Origin of the sequence: Xylocopilactobacillus apis (genome assembly GCF_033095965.1) — a bacterium.
GTDB lineage: Bacteria > Bacillota > Bacilli > Lactobacillales > Lactobacillaceae > Xylocopilactobacillus > Xylocopilactobacillus apis.
In genome coordinates this window covers 1043748-1066170 of record NZ_AP026801.1, presented here as the reverse complement: position 1 = coordinate 1066170, position 22423 = coordinate 1043748, and the positions used below count along the sequence as shown (strand labels likewise).

Genomic DNA, 22423 nt, shown 5'->3' with positions numbered 1-22423 from the left:
AAAATGAATAATAGTGATTACGAAAATTATATAAAATTAAAAGATCAATTAAACATTTATCGGCGGCAATATTACACAGAAGATGCACCGACAGTTCAAGATTTTGAATATGATCGCCTATATCAGGAACTTCTTAAAGTTGAATCTGCCCATCCTGAATGGGTCACCAACGATTCTCCCAGTCAAAATGTTGGCGGAGCGATAAATTCTGCTTTTCCAAAATTTAGGCATGAAATTCCAATGTTATCAATGGATGATGTTTTTTCTTTAGAAGAGTCTCAAGCTTCAGCTGAACGAATTAAGAAATTTGTAAATCAAACTGATGTTGAATTTAATCTGGAACTTAAAATTGATGGACTTGCATTATCTCTTATTTATGAAAACGGGAGATTAGTAAAAGGATCGACTCGCGGTGATGGTTTTGTCGGAGAAGACATTACTCCAAATATATTTCAAATCGACGATGTTCCGAAAACCATTCCTTTAAAAGAAAGAATCGAAGTTAGAGGAGAATGCTATCTAGGAAAAGACAGTTTTGCTGAACTCAACAATAAAAGATTAGAAGACGGCAAGAGTACATTTGCTAATCCGCGTAATGCTGCAGCGGGAAGTTTACGGCAATTGGATTCTAGTATTACTAAGTCTCGTCATTTACAAACTTTTATTTATTTTGTGATTGAACCAGAAAATTATGGTTTAAAAACGCAAAGCGAAGCTCTTAAGCAATTACAAGAGTGGGGATTTGCTACTAATAATCAAAATCGAGTCGTTAATGATTTTAAGGAAGTTCAAAATTATATTGATGAATATCAAGAAAAAAGATTAGATTTACCATACAATATTGACGGAATTGTATTTAAAGTTAATGATTTTAAGCTTCAATCCCTTTTAGGCAATACTGTAAAAGTACCGCGCTGGGAGTTTGCTTACAAATTTCCACCAATTGAAGCGCACACCCATCTTCGAACAATTGAATGGACTGTTGGTCGAACAGGAGTAGTTACTCCAACGGCTGTAATGGATCCAGTAGCTGTGGCCGGTACTACGGTTCGCCGAGCATCTTTACATAATTTTGATTTTATGAAGGAAAAAGATATCCAGCTTAATGATGATGTTTATATTTATAAGGCAGGGGATATCATTCCAGAAGTTGATCGGGTTGATTTAAAGGCTCGTAAAGAAAAAATCAACTACCAAGAGCCAAGCTATTGTCCAGATTGTGGTTCTAAATTAGTTCATTTAGAAGAAGAAGTTGCTTTAAGATGTATTAACCCGATGTGTCCAGCGCAAGTTCGGGCCCACATTGAACACTTTGCATCAAGAGATGCGATGAATATCTTAGGCCTCGGTCCTAAAGTAGTTGAAAAATTATATGATTTAGGATTAGTTGCAACAATTCCTGATTTATATAAATTAGATGAAGCCAAACTTCATCAGGTTTCTGGATTTCAAGAAAAATCAGTTATAAAACTATTAGATAATATTAATGCTAGTAAAAGCCGCTCCTTAGAAAAAATTTTATATGGATTAGGAATTAGATTTGTTGGAAAAACAGCAGCATTAAAAATTTCAGAAAAATTAAAAGATATCGATCATTTAATTTCATTTTTAAAAACTGGCGAAGATTTAGAAATTGATACCATCGGTTCCGTAATTCAAAATTCCCTTATTAATTATTTTAATAACGATGAAGTTTTGAACATGATCAATGAATTAAAAACTTTAAATGTTAATTTTAAATATATTGGAAACGATGAAGTTTCAGCAAACCCTGATAATTTCTTTTATAATAAAAAAGTAGTGATAACTGGAACTTTAAAAAATTATAATAGAAGAGAATTAACCGATTTATTAAATTCTCAGGGAGCGAAAGTGAGCAGTGCAGTATCATCAAAAACTGATTATTTAATTTATGGTGAAGAACCAGGATCAAAATTTGAAAAGGCAAATTCTTTAGGAATACAGTTAATATCGGAAAAAAGGTTAGATGAAATCATACAAGAAAATTAAAAATATTGTTATTACTAGTTTAGTCATGTTTAGCAGCTTATTAATTTTGACAGCTTGTACTGGTAAAAATACCTCTCCAACTCAACGAGCAACCGTTAAATCAAACGTAAAAAATGCCAACACGACAACGGGGACAGTTAGTTCAAACTTTTATGAATCAATCATTCAAAACGGCAGATATAAGGTCAGCCAACAACGTGGAGTTAGTATCTCTAACACCAATAATATGAATGATTTAATGGGTTTTGAAAGTGGTCTGATTAATTACGATTACAAAGTTTTTAGTCCTGATAAGTATATTTTTCAAGAAGGGCAAAATTTAAATAAACGAATGGTAAATAATTGGCTTGAGAGGAAAAGCCAAGAAAATCCTGATGGATTAAATCCGGAGGATAATAAATCTACAGATCCTAATAAAAGAAATCCGCTTGTTTTACAACAAATCTTAGAACACGATTTTGTTACAAAGAAAGGCAGCGGCTATAATTTAGAAGGAATTGTTTTGGGTTTAAGTATTAATTCTGTTGATTATTATCAGAAAGTTCAATACGGCGCAACTTTTAAAACACCAATTAAAGAAGAGGATGGTAATAAATATGCTAGAGAGGCAGCCGATAAAATTTTGACTCGAATGAGAAAAATGAGTGGTCTAAAAAACATCCCAATATATATATACGTATATCGAGAGGGGGTTCAAGACTCTTTAGTTGGCGGAAATTTTGTTCTTTCATCTAAATCAACCTCCGGCAATTCTTTTTCAAACTGGGAGACAATTAATGAAAAAAACACAATTTATCCTGTAATTAATAACGAAAAGCCTGTTAATCAAAAAGATGCGGATGATTTTAATAATTTTAAAAATAACGTTCAAAATTTCTTTCCTAATTTAGCAGGAGTTGTTGCTCAAGCTCATTATGAATCTGGAAGCTTAAAAGGACTGGTAGTTAAAATTACCACGCAGTTTTACAGTGTTTCAGAAATAACGAGTTTTACTCAGTATTGTGCAACTGAAGCTAATCAATATTTACCAAAAGAAATTCCATTAGAGATAGATATTCAAAGTGCTAGTGGATCAATGTTATCATTTATTGCTAGAAATCCTAACGATAGTGGATTTTATACCCATGTCTTCAGTAGTTATTAGTAAATGATACAATGGCCTAAGAAAAGGAGTTTATGTTAAATGATCTCAAAAGAGGAAGTTAAAAAAATTGCTGTTTTGGCAAAATTAAAATACAACGATGAAGAACTTAATAATTTTTCTGATCAATTTCAAGACATTATTAAGTTTTTCGATACATTAGACAAAGTTGATACTAACGGTGTTGATCCGACCTATCAATCAGGTGATCTTGAAAACGTATTTCGTTCAGATATCGCAAAAAAAAGTAATGAACGAGAAGCTTTACTTAAAAACGCACCAACTTCGAAAGATGGATTAATTGAAGTTCCATCAATCATTGAGGAGTAAAATTAATGAATTTTGAAAATTTATCAGAAATCCATCAAGCTTTACAAAAAAAAGAAATTAGCGCAAAAGATGTCGCTGAAGAAACATTCAAAGATATTGAAAAGAAAGAAAATCAAATTTCAGCTTTTATTACTTTAAATAAAGAAAAAGCTTTAGAAGAGGCTGAAAACATTGATAAAAGTTCCGACTTTTCCAATTTTTTAACTGGTTTACCAATTGGAATTAAAGATAATATCGTAACTAAAGACTTAACCACAACTGCTGCTAGTAAAATGTTAGAAAACTTTGTCCCGATCTATGATGCAGCTGTAATTGAGAAGTTAAAAGCAACAGGCGCCATCATTGCGGGAAAATTAAATATGGATGAATTTGCAATGGGATCATCGACTGAAACTTCAGCATTTAAAGTTACCAAAAATGCTTGGGATCAAACCAAGGTTCCGGGAGGCTCGTCCGGTGGAGCGGCGGCTGCAGTGGCTGCTCGTGAAATTTTAGCTTCTCTTGGAACTGATACTGGCGGTTCAATTCGTCAACCCGCTTCTTTTAACGGGGTTGTTGGCTTAAAGCCTACTTATGGTGCGGTTTCTCGCTGGGGCTTAATTGCTTTCTCATCAAGTCTTGATCAAATTGGACCAATTACTACTAATGTCGAGGATAATGCTCAACTGTTAAACGCAATTTCTGGTCATGATGAGCGTGATGCAACTTCTGCTAACGATGATAAGACGGGCGATTACTTAAAAGATATCAACAAAGGAATTGATGGTTTAAAAATAGGGATTGTTAAGGATTATTTGGAAGAAGGAGTTCAACCTGAGATCGTAGAAGCTGTTAAAAAAGCAGCTGAAATATTTGAAAAAAATGGTGCTCAAGTTGAAGAAGTAAGTTTACCAAACGTTCACTATGCGGTGCCAACGTACTATGTTATTGCTTCCAGTGAAGCTAGTTCTAATTTACAACGTTTCGATGGAATTCGTTATGGATATCGCACGGATCATTATTCTGATTTGGAAGAATTATACGTTAATACTCGTTCAGAAGGCTTTGGTAAAGAAGTAAAACGAAGGATCATGTTAGGCACGTTTTCACTATCTGCTGGTTTTTACGATGCTTATTTTAAAAAAGCAGCAGAAGTTAGAACTTTGATCACTCAGGACTTTAAAAATGCGTTTGAGAAGTATGATCTATTAATTGGACCAACAACCCCAACTCCTGCTTTTGGGATTGGTGAGAAGTGTGAAGATCCACTTCAAATGTACTCCAACGATATCTTGACGATTCCAGTTAATTTAGCAGGTCTACCAGCAATGTCAATGCCAAACGGCTCAGTCAATGGTTTACCGATTGGTTTACAGATTATTGCGAACCGTTTTAATGAAAAAACAATTTATCGTTTGGCAAAATTTTATGAAAATGAAACTAAATGTGATAAACAAAAACCAGAGATAGCGAGGTAAAAATGAACTTTGAAACTATAATTGGATTGGAAGTCCATGTCGAACTGAAAACAAAATCGAAAATGTTTTCACCGAGCCCGGTATCTTACGGAGCAGAGCCAAACATCGATACCAATGTAATTGACTGGGCGTATCCGGGAGTTTTGCCTAAACCCAACCATGAAGCATATTCGATGGGTTTAATGATTGCACTGGCTCTGCATATGGAAATTAATCAAAAAACCCATTTCGATCGAAAAAATTATTTTTATCCTGATAATCCGAAGTCATACCAAGTTACACAAGCTTTTGAACCACTTGCTCATGACGGATATATTGAAATTTCAGTCGATGGAAAAACTAAAAAAATTGGTGTTGCTGAAATTCATGTTGAAGAAGATGCAGGAAAAAATACACACGGTGAAGGCTACTCTTACGTTGATTTAAACCGTCAAGGAACTCCTCTTGTTGAGATTGTTTCAAAGCCGGATGTTAATTCTCCTGAAGAAGCTTATCAATACTTAGAAAATTTGCGTAAAATTGTTCAATTTACGGGAGCTAGTGATGTAAAAATGGAAGAAGGGTCAATGCGAGTTGACTGTAATTTGTCTTTGCGTCCCTTTGGTACAGATAAATTTGGCGTTAAAACTGAAATAAAGAATATTAATTCTTTTAATTATGCCCGTGCGGCTTTAACTTTTGAAGAAAAGCGCCAAGCTGAAATTTTACGCCGTGGCGATGAAGTAGAACCTCAAACTAGAAGATGGGATGAACCTTCTAAGTCAACGATTTTAATGCGTTCAAAAGAAGGGTCAAGTGATTATCGATACTTCCCAGAACCAGATATCCCACCACTTCAAATTGAAAATGAATGGATTGAAGATATTAAATCTAAGATGCCAGAAGCACCTCAGGCAAGAGTAAAGAGATATGTTGATGAATTATCATTAACTGAATACGATGCAGGAGTGTTAACTCAAACTAAAGAAATGTCTGACTTTTTTGATGAAACAGTAAAACTTGGTGCGGATCCTAAACAAGCTGCTAACTATTTGATGGGTGATGTTTCGGGATATTTAAATACTGAAAAAGTCGACTTACTGCAGACTAGTTTGACACCTGACAATCTTGCCAAAATGGTTAATATGATCACAAAAGGAATTATTTCTTCTAAAATTGCTAAAAAGGTATTATCTGAAACTCTTCAAAAAGGCACTGACGTTGAAAAATATGTCTCTGACAATAATTTAGCGCAAAACAGTAACGCTGATGAACTTTTACCGATGGTTCAAGAAGTATTAGACAATAATCAACAGTCAATTGAAGACTTTAAAAATGGAAAAGACCGAGCAATTAAATTTTTAATGGGTCAGATCATGAAACAAACTAAGGGAAAAGCTAATCCCCAGATGGTCAATGAGCTCGTTTTAGCAGAAATCAAAAAAAGATAAATTTATGAGAAAAAGGGCGCGTTTAATCTATAACCCCACTTCGGGAACTGAAGCGGTAAAAAGAAATATTGTCGAAATTCTAAATACAATTGAATTAGCTGGATATGAAACCAGCGCTTTTCAGACTACTCCTGAACCTCTATCGGCTCAAAAAGAGGCCAAAAGGGCGGCACTGGACAATTTTGATGTAATAGTAGCAGCCGGAGGAGACGGGACAATTCATGAGGTAGTAAATGGAATTGCACCGTTAAGACACCGACCAGCAATGGGAATAATTCCTGCAGGAACTACTAATGATTTTGCAAGAGCTCTAAAGTTACCGCGTAATGATCCGGTTGCGGCGGCTAAAGTTATTGCTGAAGGTAAGATCATTAAAATGGACATTGGTGAAGCTAATGACCGTTATTTCGTTAATATTGCTGGGGGTGGCGTTTTAACAGAACTTACTTATCACGTTCCATCTGAAATTAAGAGTATTTTTGGATATTTTGCCTACGTTGTAAAAGCTGCCGAGATGCTGCCGCAAATTAGACAAATTCCGCTTAAGCTAACCTATGATGATGGTGAATTTGACGGAAAAGCAAGCATGTTTTTACTCGGTTTAACCAATTCAATTGGAGGGTTTGAACAAATTGCTCCGGACGCTCAGTTAGGTGATGGTAAGTTTTCTTTAATCGTTGTTAAAACAGCAAATTGGGGCGACATTATTCGTTTAGCAAGTTTAGTCTTGGCTGGTGGTAAACACACTGAGGATGAACAGATTATTTATACTAAAACTAAAACGTTAACGGTAGAATCTTCCGAAAATGAACAGATGCAAATAAACTTAGATGGTGAATTAGGTGGAGTAGCTCCCATGAAATTTGTTAATTTAAAACATCATCTAAGAATGTTTGCAAATCTAAGCGAAATTCCTGATAAAACAATTGGTGAAAATGCATTGTTTAAAATAGATGAGCAGGAAAAAGATTTAAATGGAGAAAATAGTGATAAAAAAGAATGACGAGTTAGAAGTTACTATTTCAGAATTAACTTATGCAGGACTGGGATTTGTTAAAATTAACGAATTTCCAGTTTTTATTTATAATGCATTACCTGATGAAAAAGTAAAAATTAAAATTCTCAAAGTTTTAAAAAAATACGCTTTTGCAAGAGTGCTTGAATTTTATAGTCTTTCAAGCGATCGCAATCAAGATCTTGATTATTCTTATCTCCAAACTGGCTTAGCACCTTTAAGTCATTTAAAATATCCTGCTCAATTAATTTTTAAACAGAACCAGCTTAAAGAAACACTCCATAAATTTGGAATTAACGAAAATATTGAACCAATAGTTGCTTCTCCTGAATCAATGCATTATCGAAATAAATCACAAATTCCAGTTAGATCAGTAAAAGGCCAGCTTGAAGTTGGTTTTTTCAGATCTCATTCCCATCATTTAGTACCCACTGAAGACTTTTTACTGCAAGAACCCATTATTGATAAAAATACAATTTTAATTAGAGATATTTTGCGTGAGGAACAAATTCCCCCTTATGATGAAGAAAATCAAAGTGGTGTTATTAGAAACATAATGTTTCGTTACGGGAAATTTTCTAAAGAATTAATGCTGGTGTTAGTTGTTAATAAGAAGAAAATTCCTAGTATTTCTAATTTAACTGCCAAAATAAAAGCTCGCTGTCCAGAAATTACTAGTTTTATTATTAACTATAATTTAAAAAATACTAACGTAATTCTTGGTCCAAAAAATCAAGTCATTTTTGGCGCAGATTATTTAACTGACAAAATCTTGGAAAATACTTTTAAAATTTCACCATTATCTTTTTATCAAGTAAATCCGCTTCAGACAGAAAATCTCTATAAAATTGCAGCAAAATTTGGCGATTTAAAGGAAACTGATATCGTAATGGATGCATATTCGGGAATTGGAACTATTGGTAATACTTTAGCAAATCAAGTTAAACAGGTTATCGGGGTTGAATCAATACCTGAAGCAGTAGAAGACGCTAAAGAAAACGCAAAAATAAATCAACATAAAAATATTCGTTATGATTTAGGAAAAGCCGAAGAAGTAATTGATAAATGGATTGAAGAGGGTATTAAAGTTAATAAAATTTTTGTTGACCCACCGCGTAAAGGATTGGCTTTAAATTTTATTGATCAAAGCGTTAAAATGCAGCCGAAAATGATTATTTATGTTAGCTGTAATCCAGCTACTTTGGGTCGCGACCTTTCTTTGTATCAAGAAAGGGGATATCAAATTAAAAAGATTCAGCCAGTGGATATGTTCCCTCAAACCGCGCATATCGAGACTATAGTGTTGCTGCAGGACGCTAAAAGTTAGAACCACTTAATTTTAGGCAGTATATTGTCTTCACTTGGAGGGAAATAAAATTCAAAATAAGGAGATTCAAAACCTTATTATATATTTGAAGGAGACGTGTTAGATGTACTTAGGATTCAGAGAAAATCCAATGAAATTGTTGAATTGAAGGATTTAAATTCATTTGACTTTAAAAATGTTTTAGCTAAGATTTTAGGACTGGGAACTGATTATTAGATATTTTTATATACAAGTTCACACGTATAGTCCATTTCTCCATATTTAGTGAAGGAGAAATGGACACTTTTTTTAATCATCGGTCTCCATTTTAAATTTTTAAAAAACAATTGGATCAGAAAAAATCTGTTTTTGGCTGGTATTAATTTTGAACTAGTTAACTATAACAAAAGAAACAATTGATGGTATAAACAAATCTTTTAAAAAATCCATTTTTGACAATAACAGTTAGCGATGAAACGGCTGCTAAGTACCATAATGATTAATCATAAACTTAATATTAGGAGATCTAGAGGTAACGTTCTACTCAAGTTTGTTTAGAATTAAATAAATGGTTACGCAAAAAAGTCTAAAAAGTCTAAAAAATGAACATTTTGCAAAGTAGAGGTCAGTTTTTTGATAAATGCTTATATTATTGATAATTTTAGTTATGATATAAGCATGAAAAAATTTGATAAAGCAAAAGATAATAAAATACAAGAATTAGTTAAAATAGTAAAAAGTTCAGATAAGAATAACGATGATGCTTTTTGTGAATTATTTAACTATTTTAAACCTTTAATAAGATCACTCCAATTAATATATAAGATTGACGATTTTGATTATGATGATTGGATTCAAGAAGGGGCAATTGTATGCTATAAGGCGTGTATTTCATACAATGGTTCCAGGGGATCAAGATTTGCGTCATACTATAGATTATTGCTTAAAAATCATATAATTTCCCTTATCAGAAAGCAGGAAACCGCTAAGAGAAAAATTAATAAAAAAAAACCTCTTCTTCCATAGAAGAGGTAGATTATGAATCAATTTTAAGTTATAACGATGACAACGATTTATTAGATGCAATTATATCAACATTTGATATCCCAAGTTTATTTGAAGAATTCAGTGATAAACAATTAAAATATTTTGTCAGCTGTCTATACAGAAATATTAGTCAAGATTGTTCTAAATACAATAAAAAAATTGTTAAAAGAAAATTTAATGACTTTCTTAGAGAAAATTTTAAAACTAAACAATAACATTGGTTAAATAAAAACCAATGTTTTTTATATTAATTCATAAGAAATATTTTCAGCTTCATCATAGATGCTAATAGGTATATTTTTGTATAAGTTAATCTTTAAAATATATCCATATTTATCAATAAAAATAATTGAACTGGCTGTTTCTTCAACGAGTTTTGTGTCAAGCTTGTTTTGATCAATAATGATATTAGATTTAATTGTTAAAATTAAATGGTGTTTATGCCCATTTTGGTCAATAAAATACCAATCACCACTAATTTTGCTCTTGACGTTTTGTGGATTATTTCGCTTTTTTCTATTTAAATAATTTAATGGCAACTTTATAATTCCTTTAATACTTCTGAGCATAAAAAAAGGACCTTTCCATGTCCCATTTTATCATTATTAATTAGTAAAAGTTATAAAAAATGTTAACAATTTAATTGCATTTAGATTAAAAAGATTCAAGTATCTTTTGAAATTCATTGTAAATAGATTTTTTTCTCGTATTTTCAAGATTACTTTTAAGCATAAATTCGTCATATCGAGTAAATTCTCGTGGAAAAAAGAATCGTTGATCAATTTGAAATTTTCCCGTTATTGCCTTAACAAGAGGGCTTTGCTTTGATAACTCTGTCATTACACCATTTGGTAACATTATTTCAATTTGAGTTTGTGGGTTTTCAGCATTTGGATTGTAAGCATCATAAGGCAAATCTTTAGAAAAATTCTTTAAAGTAAAATATTTAGGATCATATCCTGCTTCTTGAATTAATTCAGTTAGCTTTTGAATTAGGTCATCTTCTCCTTCATGATATTGAACTGATTTTAAAGGAGACCGATCTAAAAATCGATTAACCAAATCACGAAGGATTGGATCAGGATGTTTACGCCAATAAATAAGATAAGTAGATATAACCTGGTCGTCAAGATTTAAATAATCTTGAAGAGTATAATCTTCCTCAAAAAAAGGGATTAACAATCGGGGTGAATATTCTTTTCCTAACTCATTGTTACGATACAGGTCACGTGAACGGCGTAATAGCAATGTTAAAACTGCCTCCATACCGCGAGAGGCAGCGTGAAAGTACACCTGTTGATACATTTGAAATCTTGATACAATGTAATCCTCAACTGCATGCATACCATTGGATAAAAAAGCAATGCCGTCTTTATAAGGAAGCATAACCCTTAAAATTCTTGTTAAGTCAAAAAGTCCATAATTTGTTCCTGTAAAATATGCATCTCTTAAAAGATAGTCCATTCTATCTGCATCAATTTGCGATGAAATCATTTGAACTATCTGTTTATTAGGATGAGTGTGAGTAATAATACTTGCCACTTCTTCTGGAAACTGCGGATCAATTTCTGATAAAATTGAATTGATTTGTGTGGATTTATCTGTAATAATTTGCGTAGTAATTTTTTCATGATCGGTATGAAAAATATCTTCAAAAATATGAGAAAAGGCTCCGTGACCTACATCGTGGAGAAGTGCAGCACAAAGAGCAACAAGGCGATTGTCATCGTCCCATAACCCATCTCCTGGAGTAACGGATTTATAATTTTGTTGAAAATTATCACAAATTGTTTGGGTAATTTCAAAAACTCCCAGCGAATGAGTAAATCTAGAGTGTTCAGCACCAGGAAAAGTAAAAGAAGTCGTGCCAAGCTGTTTAATTCTTCTTAACCGCTGAAATTCAGGAGTATCAATTAAATCTTTAATAACTTTTTGTCGGATATGAATGTAATTATGCACTGGGTCACGAATTACTTTTTCCCGTGTTAAATTTGAAAGTTCAATATTTTTAGAATTTATAGGCATACTTTTGACCAAAATAACATATTTAGCTAGAGAAATAATTAACAATAAGGTAAACAATACTGTTAATTTCACGACTGATGCTACTATTAGTAGAGAAAAACAGTCTTTTACAATTGTGTATCAGGAAAAGTTACTTGAAAAAGCAACTTGTCGAATTTTTTACAATGGAACTGATTTTATCACAATTAATCGGATTACCGATGATAAAATCAGTAATTATTTCAAAATTCAAAAAGGAAAATTAATTGATATCAACTATTTTACACTATATGGAGAATCAAAGTTGTCAATATTTGGTAAAGAAATTATCATGAATCGTTTAAAAGATGGCAGCAATGTTTTAAAATTTACTTATGATATCTACCAAGGTCAACAATTGTTGAATACGCATAAGATTTATTTGCAAATTAAAGAATAAATATTTAAAATCAAAAGAACAATGGAGGATGTAGCATATTGAAATTACCAGTTTTTGATAAACAAAACAAATCAGAATTATCAATGATTGAAGTAGCCTATGAAATACTTAAAGCCAATCAAAACGAAATGAGTTTTAAAGATCTTTATAAAGAAATTGGTAAGTATTTAGGAAAAACTAAAAAAGATTTAGATAAGAGTATTGTTGATTTTTATACGGATCTTAATGTCGATGGAAGTTTTATTTCTTTAGGTAATGATATTTGGGGATTACGTGATTGGTATCCATTTGAATCAGTTGATGAAGAGACAAATCATAATGAAGATGTAAAAGAAATGTCTGACAAATCATCTTCTAATTATGATGAAGATGATGATGTAATTGATTATATTGAAACTGATGAGGATTCCGAAAGTACAAGTACAGCCACTACTTCGATCACTGATCAGTTTAGTAGTTCTACTCTTGAAAGTGATAACTTTTTAGATGATGACGAAGAGAATCAAGTAGAAGAAGATCCACAAAGTGCTGAAGAAGATCTTTCTGATTTTTCAGAAGATGACGATACTGATGACGATGATGATGATCTTTAGTACCGTGTTAGAGGGTTATTAATGTTTAAAATTGGAATTATCGGTTCCGGTAATATGGGACAAGCTTTAATTCAAGGCTGGTTAGGAAAAGATTATGATTTAGCTGTTTTCTCACCACGCCATGGAATTGAAATTGCAAATAAATTTCAAATTCAGTCAATGAATTTATCAGATTTGGCACACTGGTCAAATATTTTAGTTTTAGCTTTTTTACCACAGCAGTTAAGTTTAATATCTTCAGAAATTGAATCAATTGTTAATCCTGATCAAACAATAATTTCTGTATTAGGAGATGTTACTCTTAAACAGTTAAAAAATGCTTTTAAAAATAATAATAATATTATTAGGACTTTACCTAACACTAACATTGCGGTTAATGAAGGTGAAATCGCTTACATTGCTTGTGAAACTATTGATGAACAAAAGTTAACAGATGCAAAAAGATTATTAAGTGATTTAGGATTAACGCTTTTGTTATCTGAAGATCAATTTCCGGCTTTTTCTGCTGTTGCTGGATCAGCTCCCGCAATAGTTGCAAAATTTGCTGAAAGTCTTGTTCTTGCTGCAGTAAAAAACGGATTATCTCGTAATGATTCAGTTAAAATTATTAATCAATTAATTTTGGGTACGATTAAAAATTCCAAAGAGAATCAGATCAGCTTTAATGATCTGATTTACCAAATCTGTACGCCTGGAGGATCAACGATCAGAGGAATTAAGTCTTTAGAGAAAAACAGATTTACAGGTGATGTAATGGATTCAATTGACGAAATTATTCAATAGAAATCATTTAAAAATCAATTCACTTAATAATGTGCATTGATAAGATATATTAAATTACTAAGTTTTAAATTGATAGATTGACCATAACTATTAATTTATCTATACTAATTAGGGCGCAAAGGTGCTCTCTGTTCTTTTGAATAGAGGGCACCTTTAATTAGAATGTCTCTAATCCAAAAAAGGGGAACTTTAATGACTAAATATGTATTCGTAACTGGTGGTGTTGTTTCATCATTAGGAAAAGGTATTGTTGCTGCATCTTTAGGGCGACTCCTGAAAAATAGAGGATTAAAAGTTACAATCCAAAAATTTGATCCTTATATTAACGTTGATCCAGGAACAATGAATCCTTATCAACACGGGGAAGTATTTGTTACTAATGACGGTGCAGAAACTGACCTTGATTTGGGACACTATGAACGATTTATCGATAATGATTTAAACAAATATTCAAACGTTACAACTGGTAAAATTTATTCTGAGGTTATCGAGAAAGAACGAAAAGGTGAATACCTCGGAGCTACGATTCAAGTCATTCCTCATATCACAGGAATGATTAGAGATAAAATTTTACAAGCGGGAAAAGTTAATGATTCCGATGTTGTGATTACCGAAATTGGCGGAACTGTAGGAGATATTGAATCTCAACCTTTTATAGAAGCAATTCGTCAGATGAAATCAGCAGTTGGATCGGAAAATGTAGTTTATATTCACACTACGTTAGTACCCTATATTAAAGCTGCCGAAGAAATGAAAACAAAACCAACTCAGCATTCAGTTAGAGAACTTAAAAGTTACGGGGTCCAACCTAATATTATTGTTGTTAGAACTGATCGACCAATTAGCTACGCTTTAAAAGAAAAAATTGGGTTATTTTGTGATGTTGAAACCGATGCAGTTATTGAATCGCGTGATGCTTCTTCAATTTATGAATTGCCGTTATCTTTACATGAAGAAGGATTAGATGATATTGTCGATAAATATCTTAATTTAAATTCTCCAAAACCAAATATGACTAGCTGGGAAGAATTAAATCAACGTATTAATTCTTTAAAAGGAGACGTAACTATTGCTTTAGTTGGCAAATACGTCGAACTGAAAGATGCATATATATCGGTTACTGAAGCTCTTCACCATGCCGGTTTTAAAAATGATACAAAGGTCCATATTAAATTAATTCAAGCTGAAGAGCTAAATAAAGATAACGTTAATGAACTTATTGACCGCAATGTTGATGGCATATTAGTGCCAGGTGGTTTTGGTGATCGAGGAATTGAAGGAAAAATTGAGGCAATCAAGTTTGCTCGTGAAAACGACATTCCTTTTCTTGGAATATGTTTAGGCATGCAAATGGCATGTGTTGAGTTTGCTCGTAATGTAATTGGACTTAAAGAGGCTAATTCAACAGAAATGGACCCAAATACCAAATATCCAATTATTGATATTTTACCCGATCAAGCTGATGTCGTTAATTTAGGCGGTACTTTAAGATTGGGCCTTTATCCCGCAAAGTTAAAAGAAAATACTTTAACTAGAAAATTATACAACGATCAAGATGAAATTAACGAACGTCATCGTCATCGTTATGAGTTTAAAAATAAATTTAGAGAAACTTTTGAAGAACATGGGATGGTATTTTCTGGTATTTCACCAGACAATCGTCTAGTTGAAATAATTGAAATTCCTGATAGGAAATTTTTTGTTGCTTCACAGTACCATCCAGAATTTTTATCTCGTCCTCAAAGACCGGAACCTTTATATGATGGCTTCATTAAAGCAGCAATTTTACAGAAAAAAGAAAGTTCTAAATAGAGTATTTAATCATGGTTTTAGTTTAAATGGAAATTATGGATATACATGGGGGGAAAAAACTCTCGGGCAGTGTGACAATAGGAGGTGCTAAAAATAGCACCGTTGCTTTAATTCCTGCTTCTATTTTGTCACAAACAAAAGTAGTTTTTGATAGTGTTCCTCGAATAAAAGATGTGGATAACCTCCGTTCAATTTTAGAAGACATGAATGTTTCTTCTTCAATGGATGAGTCGGTTTTAAGTATTGATCCCACACAAATTAAAGAAATACCTTTAACGAGCGGAAAAATTCAAAGCCTTCGTGCTTCTTATTATTTTATGGGAGCTTTGCTATCACGATTTGGCGAAGCTATTGTAAGCTTTCCTGGTGGAGATGATATTGGTCCAAGGCCGATTGATCAACATGTTCATGGTTTTGAAGCCTTAGGAGCAGAAGTCCACTTTAAGGATGATTCAATCCATATAAAAGCACCCAAGACCGGTTTAGTCGGAACAACGATTGAGTTCGACTTTATTTCAGTTGGAGCTACGATCAATATGATCCTTGCAAGTGTCTTAGCTCATGGACAAACAACGATTGAAAATGCTGCTCGTGAACCCGAAATTATCGATTTAGCAACTTTCTTAAACAATATGGGAGCAAAGATCAGAGGGGCTGGAACAAGCCAAATTAAAATTGAAGGGGTTAGAAGTTTATCATCAACTAATTCCCATACAATTATTCCTGATCGAATTGAAGCTGGTACTTATATTATAATTGCGGCAGCAGTCGGAAACGGTGTTTTGGTTAAAAATGTAATTCCTGAACATTTGGACCTATTTTTAGGAAAACTTGAAGAGATGGGCGTAAATATGGTTATTGGAGAGGACAGTATCTACGTTTATCCTACTGAAAGATTAACAAATGTCGAAGTAAAAACAAGCCCTTTTCCTGGGTTTGCTACTGACCTTCAACAACCAATTAGTGCTCTGATGTTTTTGGGGGAAGGCGAGGGCATTATCCAAGATACCATTTATCCTAAAAGAATTCGCCATATTCCTGAATTGAATAAGATGGGTGCTAATATTTGGAATGAAGATGGAATTATTCATATTCAAAAGTCAGGTGCTTTAATCGGGGCCAATGTTACAGCTGATGAAATCAGAGCGGGCGCTAGTTTAATGATTACTGGCTTAGTTGCACCTGGAGAAACTAAAATTTTTGATGCAGGAAATATTTTGCGAGGCTATGATCGAGTCGTAGAAAAATTAACTGGATTAGGTGCTGATGTCAAAATAATTAAAGGTGAAAAATAAGTTTTTTTTGAAATATAGTTAATATTATTGTATAATTCAAAGGTTGTAAATTCATTTACGGAGGCGCTAATATTGAAAGCAGAAATTCATCCAGATTACCATCCAGTTGTTTTTGTTGATTCATCAACTGGATATAAGTTTTTAAGTGGATCAACTCAAACTTCAAAAGAAACCATTAAATGGGAAGATGGGAATGAATATCCACTTATTCGTGTTGAAATATCATCTGATTCACATCCATTTTATACTGGAAAACAGAAGTTTACTCAAGCTGATGGTCGAGTTGATAGATTCAACAAAAAATATGGATTTAAAAACGATAATTAAAATTCGAAATGCAGCACTGATTAGGAGCTGTTTTTTTTTATCAATTTTGATTTAAACATCCATAAATAAAATTAAATAAATACATATAGGTAAATAATGGAAATTAGTTTAGAACAAGTTGCAAAAATATTAGATGCTCCAATTTCACATGATAGCAGACAAATTATTATTAACCATATTGAATTTGATTCCCGTAAAATAACTCCAGGGGCTCTATTTGTACCTCTAAAGGGAAAAAGAGATGGTCATAATTTTATTTTTTCTGCTGCCCAAAATGGTGCTGCTGCAACTCTTGTTAATAAAAAATATTCCACTAATGAGATCAAAATTCCCTATTTAGTTGTGGATGATGTAGAAGAATCAATATTAAAAATTTCAGAGTATTGTCTTAAAGAGATCAAGCCAAAAATCATTGCAATTACTGGTTCCAATGGAAAAACTACTACTAAGGATATGATTTATTCAATTTTATCTGAAAAATTTGAAGTATGGAGAACTAAGGATAATTTTAATAACGAAATTGGAATTCCCTATACTATTATATCGATGCCTGAAAATACAGAAGTGTTGACAATAGAAATAGGTATTGATGGATTTAACCAGATGGATAAATTAGCGAGCTTGGTAAAACCAGATATTGCAATTATTACAATGATTGGAGAAGCTCATATTGAATTTTTCAAGACCAGAAAAGCGATTGCTTTAGAAAAACTAAAAATCGCTAAGTATTTAAAGCCAGACGGAACATTAATAATTAATGGTGATGAGTCATTATTGACTAAAAATGTTGAAAATAATAAATATCATATTAAGACATTCGGCTTATCTAGAAAAAATGATATCTTTTCTTATGATATAAAGTCTTCGGCTACAAGTTCGTCTTACCGTACTAATTTAACTGATAACGAAACTTTAAAAATTCCTTTAATTGGACAATATAATGTTATAAATTCTTTATCAACCATTTTAGCCGCTAAAGAATTTAAACTTTCTAATCGAGAGATTAAATCTGGTTTATTGAATTTACAGTTAACAAAAGATCGAGTTGAATGGTTTACTGGAAAAAAAGGCGAAAAGATTTTGGACGACGCTTATAATTCTAATCCAACAGCGGTAAAAACTGTTCTTGAAACTTTTAGCCATCTTAGGATTAAAAGTGATGAAAAAAAATATGTTGTTTTAGGTGATATGCTAGAACTAGGGGATAAAAGTAAAGAACTTCACTCAGAAATTTCATCTCAGCTTCCGCCGAATATTTTTTATAAGATTTACTTATTCGGGTCAGATATTAAATATTTATATTTGAAATTAAAGCCTATTTATCAAAGTAGAGTGGAGTATTTTTCAATCGATCATTTTGAAGATTTACAAAATACAGTTAAAAAAGAAGTTGATGATAAAAGTTATTTATTAGTAAAAGCAAGTCATGGGCTACATTTGGAACGGCTAGTCAAAGAACTTACAAATGGATAATTAGTATTTACAATAAAACTTTTATCTGCTAGCATTTTGATATATTGAAGGGGTATGGACATGCAGGCTTTTAATACTGAAGATGAAAAAGAAGTTATTTGTCCTCATTTAGAACGTGCGCTCATTTTAATTGGAAAAAAGTGGAACGCGATGATTATTACAGTATTACTTAAATATGGTTCACTTAGATTCAAACAGTTATCAAAATATGTCAATCCGTGTAGTGATCGGGTTTTGGTAGAAAGACTTAAAGAATTAGAATCCGCTGGAATTGTTAAAAGGGTAACTTTTGAGGACTCTTCTTTAATTGAGTACCGTTTAACACAAAAAGGTGAAGATCTTGATAAAACATTAAAGTCTCTACATAACTGGTCAGATAAATGGCTTTGTAAAGAATAAATTAGTAAACAACAAGTAACCTTCATTATTGAAGGGTTTATTTTTGTTTTGGGAGAATTCAATAAAAAGACAATGGATATAGAAAAAAAATTAATTGAGCTTCAAGAAAAGTTCCAACAGAAAATTACTTCTGTAAATAGTAAAGATGACATTAACAAGGTTAAAGTTGAATTTCTTGGAAAAAAAGGTGAATTAACCCAAATTCTTAAACAATTGGGGACTTTATCGGTTAATAAAAGAAAAGAAATTGGCAAGCAAGCTAATCAAATTCGCGATCATTTTACTGAACAACTTGATTTAAAAATTAATGATATTAAACGTGCATTAATTGAAGAAAAAATCAACGAAGAAACTATTGATGTAACTTTACCAGGGCATGAAAACATGATTGGAACAAAACATGTCCTTAATATTGTAATCGATGATTTAGTAGACTTTTATAGATCGATGGGTTATACAATTGATGACGGAACTGAAATTGAAGACGATAAGCATAACTTTGAAATGCTGAATATCCCGAAGGGACATCCGGCGCGAGATATGCAAGACACTTTCTTTCTCACAAATGATCGAGATGACGATTTCCTTTTGCGGTCACAAACTTCACCTAATCAGGCACACGCTTTAGAAACTCACGATTTTTCTAAAGGTCCGATTAGAATGATTAGTCATGGTAGAGTTTTCAGAAGAGATAACGATGATGTTACGCATTCTCATCAGTTTTATCAAATGGAAGGTTTTGTAGTTGACAAAAATATTACAATGTCAGATCTTTTAGGAACTCTAAGTGTTACTTTAAAATACTTTTTTGGTGAAGATCGAGAAGTTAGATTCAGACCTAGTTATTTTCCTTTTACTGAACCATCTGTAGAAGCAGATGTTAATTGTTTCTTTTGTAATGGTTCTGGCTGTTCAATTTGTAAATATACTGGATGGATTGAAATTTTAGGGTCTGGAATGACCCATCCAAATGTATTTAAAGCTGCTGGAGTGGATCCTACGGTTTATAGCGGATTTGCATTTGGAATGGGAATGGACCGTTTGGCGATGTTAAAATACGGAATTGAAGATATTCGCGATCTTTATACTAATGATGTAAGATTTTTAGAACAATTTGAAGGTGAAAGTTAATGCTGATTTCGTTAAATTGGGTAAAAAAATATCTTGATTTGTCTGTTAATGCAAAAGAACTTGCGGATAAAACAACAATGACAAGTCAAGAAGTAGAAAAAATTGTCTATCCAAGTGAAGGACTAAAAAATATCGTTATTGGAAAAACAGTTAAAGTGTCTCCCATGCCTGAATCTGATCATTTAAATATTTGCCAAGTTGAGGTGGGAAATGGTGAAGAGAATCAAATTATTTGTGGTGCACCCAATATAAAAAGCAATCAATACGTAATAGTTGCTTTACCAGGAGCAAGAATTAAAGACAATATCAAAATAAAGCGCGGAAAAATGCGTGGTTATGAATCTAATGGAATGATTTGTGCTCTTGAAGAAATTGGCTTTCCAAGTAATGTTGTTCCAAAGGAATACTCTGATGGCATCTATTATTTTCCATCTGATGTTAAGCCGAAAGTAGGAGAAAGTGTTTTTTCTTATTTAGGAATGGATGACCAAATAATCGATTTAGATCTAACACCTAATCGTGGGGATTTACAATCAATCATGGGAGCTTGTTATGAATTCGGAGCATTTTATCATTTAAAGCCTTCTTTACCTGAATATTCTTTGAATCTAAATAAAGATAATTTTTCAAAAGAGATGAGTATTTCTGTAACAGATCAAGATGCTGTTCCGATTTATAAATTAAGAAGAGTTAATGGGGTGAAAGTTGCTCCAAGTCCCCAGTGGCTTAGAAATTATCTTTGGAATGCTGGAATTAGACCAATTAACAATATAGTTGATGTAACTAACTATATTTTATATTTATATGGTCAACCCATGCATGCATTTGATTACGATACGATTGATTCTAATCAAGTTTTAGTTAGAATGGCCAAAAAAGGCGAAACTATTAAAACTTTAGATGGAATTGAGAGAAAATTAGACAACCGTGATATTGTAATTACAGATGGAAATCACCCTACAGCAATTGCTGGAATCATGGGAGATTTCAACCACGAAATTACAGATAAAACTACAAATATTTTACTTGAAAGTGCAGTTTTTGATGTTCGTCATATAAGAGAAACTTCAAAAAGATTAGGTATTAGAAGTGAATCCTCAATTCGTTTTGAAAGAGGAATTAACACTGATACTGTTGAAATTGCCTTAAATCATGCAGCTTCTTTAATTCAAGAATTAGCTGGGGGAACTATATCTGAAGAAATTTTAGTTGGATCTAACAAAAAAACTCCTGATTTCAAAGTTAAAACATCGGCACAAAAGATCAGCCAAAGAATTGGAATGGAGATTTCAAAAACTCAACTAACATCTATTCTAGAAGATTTAGAGATACCTTATAAAGAAGAAAATAATACATTTGATATTACCTTTCCTCATCGTCGGCCAGATTTAACCATTGAGGAAGATCTAATTGAAGAAGTTGCCAGAATGATTGGTTATGATCAGATTCCATTAACTTTGCCAACTGCCAAAATTATGCCAGCTCTATTGACGCCAATTCAATCAATTGTTTCTAAAGCTAGAAATATTATGGTTGGCTGCGGTCTAGAAGAAATAATCAACTATACATTAGTTGGAAAATCTGAAGTTGATAATTTAAATAAAAAGCTTGATGATACAATTATTTTGCCTAATCCAATGACCAAAGAGCATGAGGTATTAAGACGAAGTCTTTTAAGAGGCATGCTTAACGTTTTAAGATACAATCAAGCTCGCAGCAGTAAATTCCAGCATCTTTTTGAAATTGGACATACATTCACCGGTAACATAAGTAAAGGTGAACAAATTGAGCACACTAAATTAGCGGCAGTTCTTAGCGGACGATATGCTGATACCTGGCAGGCAAAGGGAAAAGATGTTAGTTTCTATGATTTGTCAGGCATTTTAGAAGTTTTTATGAAGCAAATTGGGATCAGCAAAGATTACATTATTGTTCCAGGTTCCAAAAGCGAACTTTTTCACCCAGGACAAGTTGGTCAAATATTTATTGAGAACAAAAAAATTGGTATTATTGGAAAAATAAATCCTCAAATTGAGCAAGAACTTGGTTTAAATCCAACTTTTATTTTTGAAGTAGATTTAGATATATTATTAAAATATCCAAAATCAAAAATGAGCAAAATTGAAATTCCAAAGCTAAATCCAGCTTATCGTGATCTTTCCTTCTTTGTTGAAAAGAAGTATTTAAATCAGGATTTGATTTCAGCGATTAGAGATTTGAACATTTTAGATTTAAATAGCATTAAATTATTTGATGTTTATTCACCAAATAAAGAAGTAAATTCATTTGCCTATTCGCTAAGCTTTTTAAATAGCGAAAACAGCTTAACTGACCTTAAAATTAATTCTTACATGGATGAGATTGTTAAGATGTTAAAAGAAAAATTTAATGCAGAAATAAGATGATTTTTGAGGTAAAAATTGAATAAAGA

The 22423-nt window shown here is 32.3% G+C and carries 20 protein-coding genes; 18 read left to right on the top strand and 2 right to left on the bottom strand.

Translation table 11 applies throughout. From position 1 onward, the window contains the following. The first annotated feature begins 3 nt into the window (after positions 1-3). The 8 genes from ligA (at position 4) to R8749_RS05025 (ending at position 9715) form a co-directional block, all read left to right on the top strand. Entirely contained in the window at positions 4-2010 is a 2007-nt protein-coding gene (gene ligA, locus R8749_RS05060; protein WP_317698390.1) for an NAD-dependent DNA ligase LigA, read from the top strand. After that, positions 1988-3154, top strand: coding sequence for a CamS family sex pheromone protein (locus tag R8749_RS05055; protein ID WP_317698389.1), 1167 nt, complete (start codon positions 1988-1990; stop codon positions 3152-3154). The genes ligA and R8749_RS05055 overlap by 23 nt, the downstream gene beginning before the upstream one ends. A gap of 39 nt (positions 3155-3193) precedes the next feature. Beyond that, positions 3194-3481, top strand: coding sequence for an Asp-tRNA(Asn)/Glu-tRNA(Gln) amidotransferase subunit GatC (gatC, locus tag R8749_RS05050; protein WP_317698388.1), 288 nt, complete (start codon positions 3194-3196; stop codon positions 3479-3481). 5 nt (positions 3482-3486) lie between these two features. After that, the gene (gatA, locus tag R8749_RS05045) at positions 3487-4938 is read left to right on the top strand and encodes an Asp-tRNA(Asn)/Glu-tRNA(Gln) amidotransferase subunit GatA (RefSeq protein WP_317698386.1); all 1452 of its coding nucleotides are present in this window, start codon (positions 3487-3489) and stop codon (positions 4936-4938) included. A gap of 2 nt (positions 4939-4940) precedes the next feature. Then, a complete protein-coding gene (gatB, locus tag R8749_RS05040) occupies positions 4941-6368 on the top strand; it encodes an Asp-tRNA(Asn)/Glu-tRNA(Gln) amidotransferase subunit GatB (protein WP_317698385.1) in 1428 nt (475 codons plus the stop codon). A 4-nt stretch (positions 6369-6372) separates the two neighbouring features. Continuing rightward, entirely contained in the window at positions 6373-7371 is a 999-nt protein-coding gene (locus tag R8749_RS05035) for a diacylglycerol kinase (protein ID WP_317698384.1), read from the top strand. Beyond that, on the top strand, positions 7355-8710 hold the full coding sequence (gene rlmD, locus R8749_RS05030) for a 23S rRNA (uracil(1939)-C(5))-methyltransferase RlmD (RefSeq protein ID WP_317698383.1): 1356 nt from the start codon (positions 7355-7357) through the stop codon (positions 8708-8710). The genes R8749_RS05035 and rlmD overlap by 17 nt, the downstream gene beginning before the upstream one ends. Before the next feature lie 612 nt (positions 8711-9322). Then, entirely contained in the window at positions 9323-9715 is a 393-nt protein-coding gene (locus R8749_RS05025; protein ID WP_317698381.1) for a sigma-70 family RNA polymerase sigma factor, read from the top strand. A 263-nt stretch (positions 9716-9978) separates the two neighbouring features. On the opposite strand, the gene R8749_RS05020 is transcribed toward R8749_RS05025, so the two are convergent. Continuing rightward, positions 9979-10275, bottom strand: a complete 297-nt coding sequence (locus R8749_RS05020) for a DUF4828 domain-containing protein (protein ID WP_317698380.1) — start codon at positions 10273-10275, stop codon at positions 9979-9981. A 115-nt stretch (positions 10276-10390) separates the two neighbouring features. Beyond that, a complete protein-coding gene (locus tag R8749_RS05015) occupies positions 10391-11740 on the bottom strand; it encodes an HD domain-containing protein (protein ID WP_425613222.1) in 1350 nt (449 codons plus the stop codon). A 25-nt stretch (positions 11741-11765) separates the two neighbouring features. On the opposite strand from R8749_RS05015, the gene R8749_RS05010 reads away from it, so the two are divergent. The 10 genes from R8749_RS05010 (at position 11766) to pheT (ending at position 22397) form a co-directional block, all read left to right on the top strand. Beyond that, a complete protein-coding gene (locus tag R8749_RS05010) occupies positions 11766-12179 on the top strand; it encodes a DUF1934 family protein (protein WP_317698377.1) in 414 nt (137 codons plus the stop codon). 38 nt (positions 12180-12217) lie between these two features. After that, positions 12218-12772 carry a DNA-directed RNA polymerase subunit delta gene (rpoE, locus tag R8749_RS05005; RefSeq protein ID WP_425613213.1) on the top strand — a complete coding sequence of 185 codons (555 nt, stop codon included), beginning with the start codon at positions 12218-12220 and terminating at the stop codon, positions 12770-12772. Between the two features lie 21 nt (positions 12773-12793). After that, entirely contained in the window at positions 12794-13555 is a 762-nt protein-coding gene (locus tag R8749_RS05000; RefSeq protein ID WP_317698375.1) for a pyrroline-5-carboxylate reductase family protein, read from the top strand. 192 nt (positions 13556-13747) lie between these two features. After that, positions 13748-15367 (top strand): CTP synthase, encoded by a 1620-nt coding sequence (gene pyrG, locus R8749_RS04995; protein WP_317698373.1) that lies wholly within the window; start codon positions 13748-13750, stop codon positions 15365-15367. A gap of 26 nt (positions 15368-15393) precedes the next feature. Beyond that, entirely contained in the window at positions 15394-16662 is a 1269-nt protein-coding gene (gene murA, locus R8749_RS04990; protein WP_317698371.1) for a UDP-N-acetylglucosamine 1-carboxyvinyltransferase, read from the top strand. A 72-nt stretch (positions 16663-16734) separates the two neighbouring features. Continuing rightward, on the top strand, positions 16735-16989 hold the full coding sequence (locus R8749_RS04985) for a type B 50S ribosomal protein L31 (RefSeq protein WP_317698370.1): 255 nt from the start codon (positions 16735-16737) through the stop codon (positions 16987-16989). Positions 16990-17085: 96 nt separating this feature from the next. Then, the gene (locus R8749_RS04980; RefSeq protein WP_317698369.1) at positions 17086-18462 is read left to right on the top strand and encodes a UDP-N-acetylmuramoyl-tripeptide--D-alanyl-D-alanine ligase; all 1377 of its coding nucleotides are present in this window, start codon (positions 17086-17088) and stop codon (positions 18460-18462) included. Positions 18463-18516: 54 nt separating this feature from the next. Continuing rightward, positions 18517-18861, top strand: coding sequence for a winged helix-turn-helix transcriptional regulator (locus R8749_RS04975; RefSeq protein ID WP_317698368.1), 345 nt, complete (start codon positions 18517-18519; stop codon positions 18859-18861). A 72-nt stretch (positions 18862-18933) separates the two neighbouring features. After that, positions 18934-19992, top strand: coding sequence for a phenylalanine--tRNA ligase subunit alpha (pheS, locus tag R8749_RS04970; RefSeq protein ID WP_317698367.1), 1059 nt, complete (start codon positions 18934-18936; stop codon positions 19990-19992). Beyond that, positions 19992-22397 (top strand): phenylalanine--tRNA ligase subunit beta, encoded by a 2406-nt coding sequence (gene pheT, locus R8749_RS04965; RefSeq protein ID WP_317698366.1) that lies wholly within the window; start codon positions 19992-19994, stop codon positions 22395-22397. The genes pheS and pheT overlap by 1 nt, the downstream gene beginning before the upstream one ends. Positions 22398-22423: the final 26 nt, after the last annotated feature.